Source organism: Roseinatronobacter thiooxidans (assembly GCF_001870675.1).
GTDB lineage: Bacteria > Pseudomonadota > Alphaproteobacteria > Rhodobacterales > Rhodobacteraceae > Roseinatronobacter > Roseinatronobacter thiooxidans.
The window spans coordinates 22,485-28,787 of record NZ_MEHT01000024.1; the positions used below are offsets into that span (position 1 = coordinate 22,485).

General features: G+C 59.2%; 7 protein-coding genes and 1 pseudogene. 4 read left to right on the forward strand and 4 right to left on the reverse strand.

The features are described 5' to 3' along the window. Nucleotides 1-10 precede the first annotated feature (10 nt). Entirely contained in the window at nucleotides 11-1,066 is a 1,056-nt protein-coding gene (locus BG455_RS11385; RefSeq protein ID WP_218147537.1) for an ABC transporter ATP-binding protein, read from the reverse strand. Nucleotides 1,067-1,410: 344 nt separating this feature from the next. Here BG455_RS11385 and BG455_RS11390 point away from each other — a divergent pair, with 344 nt between their 5' ends. The 4 genes from BG455_RS11390 (at nucleotide 1,411) to istB (ending at nucleotide 5,411) form a co-directional block, all read left to right on the forward strand. Continuing rightward, a complete protein-coding gene (locus BG455_RS11390; RefSeq protein ID WP_071470134.1) occupies nucleotides 1,411-2,112 on the forward strand; it encodes a GntR family transcriptional regulator in 702 nt (233 codons plus the stop codon). 287 nt (nucleotides 2,113-2,399) lie between these two features. Next, the gene (locus BG455_RS11395) at nucleotides 2,400-2,756 is read left to right on the forward strand and encodes a YigZ family protein (protein ID WP_071470135.1); all 357 of its coding nucleotides are present in this window, start codon (nucleotides 2,400-2,402) and stop codon (nucleotides 2,754-2,756) included. 356 nt (nucleotides 2,757-3,112) lie between these two features. Then, nucleotides 3,113-4,642, forward strand: a complete 1,530-nt coding sequence (istA, locus tag BG455_RS11405; protein WP_071470137.1) for an IS21 family transposase — start codon at nucleotides 3,113-3,115, stop codon at nucleotides 4,640-4,642. Between the two features lie 10 nt (nucleotides 4,643-4,652). Next, the gene (gene istB, locus BG455_RS11410) at nucleotides 4,653-5,411 is read left to right on the forward strand and encodes an IS21-like element helper ATPase IstB (protein ID WP_071470138.1); all 759 of its coding nucleotides are present in this window, start codon (nucleotides 4,653-4,655) and stop codon (nucleotides 5,409-5,411) included. A 121-nt stretch (nucleotides 5,412-5,532) separates the two neighbouring features. On the opposite strand, the gene BG455_RS11415 is transcribed toward istB, so the two are convergent. The 3 genes and pseudogenes from BG455_RS11415 to BG455_RS16925 all read right to left on the reverse strand — a co-directional run. Then, complete coding sequence (locus BG455_RS11415; protein ID WP_071470139.1) at nucleotides 5,533-5,790, reverse strand: hypothetical protein; 258 nt, start codon at nucleotides 5,788-5,790, stop codon at nucleotides 5,533-5,535. After that, nucleotides 5,790-6,047: pseudogene (locus tag BG455_RS11420) on the reverse strand (YcbK family protein); the annotation flags it as partial. The pseudogene BG455_RS11420 and the gene BG455_RS11415, both read right to left, overlap by 1 nt. A 75-nt stretch (nucleotides 6,048-6,122) precedes the next feature. Next, nucleotides 6,123-6,303 (reverse strand): ATP-binding protein (locus BG455_RS16925; RefSeq protein ID WP_177190881.1); only part of this gene is annotated, 181 nt, incomplete at its 5' end.

Consider the following 6,303-nt stretch of genomic DNA (forward strand, 5'->3'; position numbering starts at 1 on the left):
GCTCAGGAGGTCAGGTTTTCGAGGCGGCGGGGAAAACATGCAGATTCTGCGTGTCGAGCAGTATGCCGACGGCATCGCCCGGCGCGTATCGCGGGCCATCATGGCGGTTGACCAGTGCCTTGATGAGCGTGCCATCCGGTGTGATCAGATCGACGCTCAGCATGTGAGCAAGGGGCGCCGCTCTGACCCACTTTGCGGAGATGGCCCCGGCGTCATTTTGTGCGACCAGCCGGACATGCTCAGGCCGCGCTGTCAGAATGACATCAGAACCGGGGCGGAAGGCAAACCCACGCGCAGACGTCACGGTCGGGCCAGCGGCGAGGGCGGCCGTATGCGCGCCTGTCACTTTTGCGGAGAAACAATTCGCGTGCCCCATGAATCGATTGACGAACAGCGATGCCGGTCGGTCGTAGATATCTTCCGGGGAGCCGACCTGCTCTACACGCCCTGCATTCATGACGACAAGCGTGTCGGCGACAGTCTGCGCCTCTTCCTGGTCGTGAGTAACCATGATCGTGGTGATGCCGACATCGGCCTGCATGCGCACGAATTCGTCCTGCAATTCGGTGCGCAAGGCGCGATCCAGTGCGCCGAAAGGTTCATCCAGCAGCAATGCCGCAGGTGAGACAGCAAGCGCACGGGCGACCGCGACGCGCTGCTGCTGTCCACCAGACAGTTCTCTTGGCAAGCGTCGGGCATAATCCTCAAGCCGGACAAGGCGCAGCATCTCGGACACGCGCGCATTGACTTCCGCCCTTGGCCGCCTGTGGCTGATCAGGCCATAGGCCACGTTTTCCGCAACTGTCAGATGTGGGAAAAGCGCGTAGTTCTGGAACACCATGCCAATAGAGCGCTTGCGTGCCGGGATGGACATAAGGTTCTGACCATCCAAGAAAATCTCGCCCCGATCCGGCACCAGCAAGCCTGCGATGGCGCGAAGCAAAGTGGATTTGCCGCAGCCACTCGGGCCAAGCAGGGCAACCACCTGACCCGCACCTACGTCGAAGCCGACATCGCGCAAGGCAGGGGTGCCAGAAAAGGAATGCGAGATCCGACGCAGGACCAAGCCAGCTTGTGACAAGGACACGGGTGCGGTGGCGCTATCCGTGTTCTGGAGCGGCGCTCGATCTTGCGCCTGCGCTGCCGGAACTTCTGATCGTGAAAGGAGCGTCAAGACTTGCCTCACTGTGGCTTGTTTCGCCATGCGTAGACGAAGCGCGAATATTTGCGCAAATAGTGACGACAATATTTGCGCGTAAAATTTCTCTCATGCTTTCAAATGATCCAAAACTGATCTCCACTGCATAGAAATTCATCGCTCTTGAATCGGATACGACTGATCTTGTTGCCAGCTGGACCGGATTCGCGCATCTAGAGGCAGCTATCCATAGAATCGGAAAGATTGGCGCAATGATTGACGACAAATTATCCGCAGATGTTACTGAACGGATTTGTTCTGCCCTGTGCCTCGCCATCGCCGAGGGGGCTCTGAAGCCAGGAACCAAGATACTGGATGATGTTATCGCCAGTCATTTCGGTGTCAGTCGAACGGTTGCGCGTGGTGCCATTGCGATACTGGAGCGCGAGCGAGTCATTGACCGAAAGCGAAATCGGGGGGCCTTTGTCGCAACCCCGAGCATAGAAGAAGCCCGACACTTGCTGGAAGCACGACTGGCAATGGAACTGGCGATTGTGGACCGCGCGGTGGTCGAGCTTTCCGAAGACGAAATGGACCGGCTTCAAGGTCTGACGCTTGAGGAAGATGCTGTTCACGGCAGCCACGACCCCGCTGCAAAACGCCGGATTTCGGGAAATTTCCACATCGAGCTTGCACGTGCGTCCGGGAACACGGTCTATGTGGATATCCTTCAAAACCTCGTTGCGCGCCTGACGCTGGTGGCTGCGCTCTACGAGATCAAGTCGTCAGATTGTTGTGGTTCCAACGATCACCGAGCGATCCTCGAGGCATTGCGTCAGCGTGATAAGGAAAAGGCGCGCGCCTTAATGAAGGTTCATCTCGAGCGGATCGAGGCAACGATTGATCTCTCGGGTGGCTCTGAAGACAATATTTCGCTGTCTTCAGTTCTTGCAAAGTTTGCACCTGTAACTTGAGATTCGCTGCATTGACGCAAGTTCCTCGTAGCAGTTGGCTGATGGTGTGGACCAAGGGGATCCTGCCTCGAGACACTAGCATCTCTTAGAAGGCGCTGCGATCGTTCTCTGCGACCGGTTCGGTGTATCTGCGACGCTGCTTGGCGCCGAAGCCGACTGACAGTAAAGGGTAGCTGGGCGCCGAAATGTTGCCAGCTGGGATCGTTTGGTCGACTGGGCTAAGGCCAGGAAACGCTTGAAGATGTCGTTGCCTTGCCACCGCGAGTTGCGGGGGCTAAGCCGGACCTATGCTGATCCTCGATGACATCATCCGCGACCGTGGGTCGAAATATGCAGTCTCGGGCGGGCCCTGCCTATCCGAGGAAGAGGCAAAATCCTTCATCAAGGCGCTTTTCCGGAAGAAGAAATTCGCCAAGGCGACCCATAACAGCTGGGCTTTGTTGACCGCTGACGCCCCGATTAAGAGCGATGATGGCGAGGCCGGGGCAGGGATGGTAATCTTGCGGATGCTGGAGCGCGAAGGGCTGCACGATCATGTCGTCGTCGTTACGAGATGGTTTGGCGGCAAGCATCTGGGTGGCGACCGTTTCCGGCATGTGCAAGACGCTGTGCGGATTTACCTCGACAATTTGCGGGAACGTTGAAGCGCTTGAGACAGCTTCGTTTCGCGCTGATACCCGTCGCTCACCGACAGGGCCGCGTCTGCTCGCGGAGCACCGCATAATCCGCCAGCCATTCAGCAATCACGGTGCCTTGCGGCAGCGCCGCCAGTTCGTCTGCCACTCGCGCCTGCTCGGCCATGCTGTACTCGACCACCGGCGGGCAGGCGCTGGGCTGCGTATTCCGGGGTGATGCGCCCACCGATTCCGATTTGATGCGCCCACTTGTTCCGATTTTATCCGCCCACGGATTCCGGAGTATCCGCCCACCCCTGTGACATGCTGCTGCGAGGCAATCTGTAACCGGCTACCTTCCGCCTTTTTGGCACGAAGGAAGCCCGATGAAGAGATTGCCGATGCGAAAGATACGAGATGTTTTGCGGCTATCAGCTGAGGGGCTTTCGACCCGTCAGATCGCTGCGAGCCTTGCGATTGGTCGAACAACCCTGCGGGGTTACCTCGATCGCGCCACTGAGTTGGGTCTGGCCTGGCCACTACCGGCGGACATGTCCGACACTGACCTTGAGCGCTGCCTGTTCCACCGTGCTTATCAGAATACCCAGCGGATCGAGGCGCAACCTGATTGGCCTTACATTCACCGCGAGTTGCGCCGCAAGGGCATGACGTTGTCGCTGCTGTGGGAAGAATACCGGGCTAACCATCCTGATGGATATGGCTATTCGCGGTTTTGCGAGTTGTACACACGCTGGGAAGGCAAGCTGTCGCCTGTGATGCGGCAGCGTCATCCTGCGGGTGAGCGGCTGTTTGTCGATTACGCCGGACGCACGATCGATGTGATTGACCCGCAGACAGGTGAAGTGCGCACGGCGCAGGTGTTCGTGGCGGTCCTTGGGGCGTCAAACTATACATTTGTCGAGGCGACCTGGACGCAATCTCTGCCTGACTGGATCGCAAGTCATGTCCGCGCATTGAACTTCTTCGGCGGTGTGACCGCCCAGATCGTCTCTGACAACCTGAAGGCCGGGGTTACCAAGGCGTGCTTTTACGACCCCGCGATCAACCGAACCTACGCAGATATGGCTGCGCATTACGACACGGCCGTTGTACCGGCCAGGCCATATAAGCCCAAAGATAAGGCGAAGGCAGAAGGCGGCGTGCTCTTGGCTGAGCGCTGGATATTGGCACGGCTGCGCAACCACCAGTTCTTCAGTCTTGCCGAGGTGAACGCAGCCATCAGACCGCTGCTTGACAGGCTCAATGACAAGCTCTCCCGTCATCTGGGTGCCAACCGCAGACAGATTTTTGAACAGCTGGACAAACCAGCGCTGAAGCTGCTGCCAGTAGCCCCTTATGTTTATGCTGAATGGAAGAAGTGCCGGGCCGGGCTCGATTACCACGTCGCAATCGACAAGCACTATTACTCCGTGCCCTATCAGCTACTGAAGAGGGAGCTGTGGGCGCGGATCACAGACCGCACCATTGAGGTCTTCCATGTCGGGCAGCGTGTCGCCTCTCATGTGAGGACGTCCAGCAACGGGAAGCATTCGACGCTGCGCGACCATATGCCAGCGCATCACCAATTCCGCGATGACTGGACGCCAGACCGCATCACAGCACGCGCTGCCCGCGTTGGGCCAAACGTGGCCAGCTTCGTCGAGGTCGCCATGCGTAGCCGTAAGCACCCGGAACAGGGCTATCGCACCTGCCTTGGGGTGATCCGGCTGGCCGACAAGTTCGGCCGCGACCGACTTGATGCGGCCTGTAGCCGTGCGCTCGAGATCAACGCCAGATCCTATTCGTCACTCCTGTCCATTCTCAAGAATGGGCTTGAGAGCAGGCCCCGCACCCGTGCCACGGACGAGCCTGCCATCACCCACCCCAATATCCGTGGCGCCGATTACTTCCATTGAAAGGAACACAATGCTCGACCATCCAACCCTTCATCACCTCAAAGCCCTCAGGCTGGACGGCATGCCCGAAGCCTTTGCCGAACTGCAGATGCAGGATGCAGCTGCCGATCTCGGCCATGCTGAATGGCTTGGCCTGCTCGTTGATCGCGAGGTCGCAAGCCGGGAAACAAAGAGGTTTGAGGCTCGCATGCGTACTGCCAGGCTGCGCCATGTTGGCGCCAGCCCAGAAGATGTTGATTACCGCGCACGCCGTGGCCTCGACAAAGCGCTGTTCCAAAGCCTGCTCTCCGGCAGATGGATCACCGACAAGCGTAATCTGATCATCACTGGTCCCTGCGGCGTCGGCAAAACCTGGCTTGGGTGCGCACTGGCTCAGGCAGCCTGTCGTGACGGCGTGACTGTGGTCTACAAGCGAATGCCACGCCTCTTTGAGGAATTGGAACTGTCCCACGGTGACGGACATTTCCCCCGCTTGTTTCGCAACATCACGAAGGTCCAGCTGCTGATCCTCGATGACTGGGGACCAGACAGGCTGACGTCAACTCAACGCCGTGATCTCATGGAGATCGTGGAAGAGCGCTATGGTCGAGGATCAACAATGATCACCAGCCAACTGCCCATCAAAGCATGGCATGACGTCATCGGCGAACCCACATTCGCCGATGCCATCCTCGATCGCATCGTTCACAACGCCTACCGTCTCGAACTCGAGGGTCAGTCCATGCGCAAAACCATCACCAAAATGAGTGACGAAACCCGTCAGGAGTGATAACCAAAACACGCTGCCTCACGGCAACGCGTCACAGGTGGGCGAATACCCCGGAATAGGTGGGCGCATGTTGTCGGAATGGGTGGGCGGATGCGCCGGAATACGCACGCTGGGCACCGTGTCAGAACTTACCCCCGCGCAGGCGGTCAAGAAGATCGTCACGGCTGCGAGGGCGACGGGAGGCGGCGTCCAGCATCTGACGTTGAATATCATGTGCGCGCTCCAGAGTTTCAAGCCGTTCAGCGGCGCGGCCGGCGCGCTCGCCCTGGCGGCGAAGGTTGACGATGAACAGGGTGATGGTGAGCGCGACGAGGGCGGTGGCTGCCACCCGCCGCGCCCATGGCCGGGCCATCAGCCCGACCGCAAGGCTTGCCCACATCAGCGCAGGCCCTTCTTCCAGTCATCCACCCGCGCCCAGACGGCCACCGCGATCCCGCCCAGCGCCAGCGCGATGAACAGCCAGCGCAGTGTGTCCAGATACGGCACCAGCGGTAGGACAGCACCTTGCGCCTCGGCCAGAACCTCCTGCGCGACCTCGACACCTGCGGCACCGACGGTCGCCACACCAGCCGCACCGGTCCCTTTCAGCGTCCGGCTCTGCGCGATGGCCTCGCGCGCGCGCGGTGTTTCCGCCGCAATGTTGATTGTCACTGAGAACTGACCCGGCATTGTCACCGAGATCTGACCCACCCAGTTATTATGTTCTGCGTGTCATTCTGGCGTCAATGCTGGTGTTTCCCTCCGTTTCTTTTTCGCGGTTTCGGAGCTTGCCTTGAAGCGATAGCTGTCGTTGCCAGTCTCCAAAATGTGGCAGCGATGGGTGAGGCGATCGAGCAAGGCGGTGGTCATCTTTGCGTCGCCGAAGACGCTCGCCCATTCGCTGAAGCTCAGG

Excerpts from the sequence above, each read along its gene's own strand:
- BG455_RS11390 (WP_071470134.1), top strand. The coding sequence starts at position 1,411 with ATGATTGACGACAAATTATCCGCAGATGTTACTGAACGGATTTGTTCT.
- BG455_RS11395 (WP_071470135.1), top strand. The coding sequence starts at position 2,400 with ATGCTGATCCTCGATGACATCATCCGCGACCGTGGGTCGAAATATGCA.
- istA (WP_071470137.1), top strand. The coding sequence starts at position 3,113 with ATGAAGAGATTGCCGATGCGAAAGATACGAGATGTTTTGCGGCTATCA.
- istB (WP_071470138.1), top strand. The coding sequence starts at position 4,653 with ATGCTCGACCATCCAACCCTTCATCACCTCAAAGCCCTCAGGCTGGAC.
- BG455_RS11415 (WP_071470139.1), bottom strand. The coding sequence starts at position 5,790 with ATGTGGGCAAGCCTTGCGGTCGGGCTGATGGCCCGGCCATGGGCGCGG.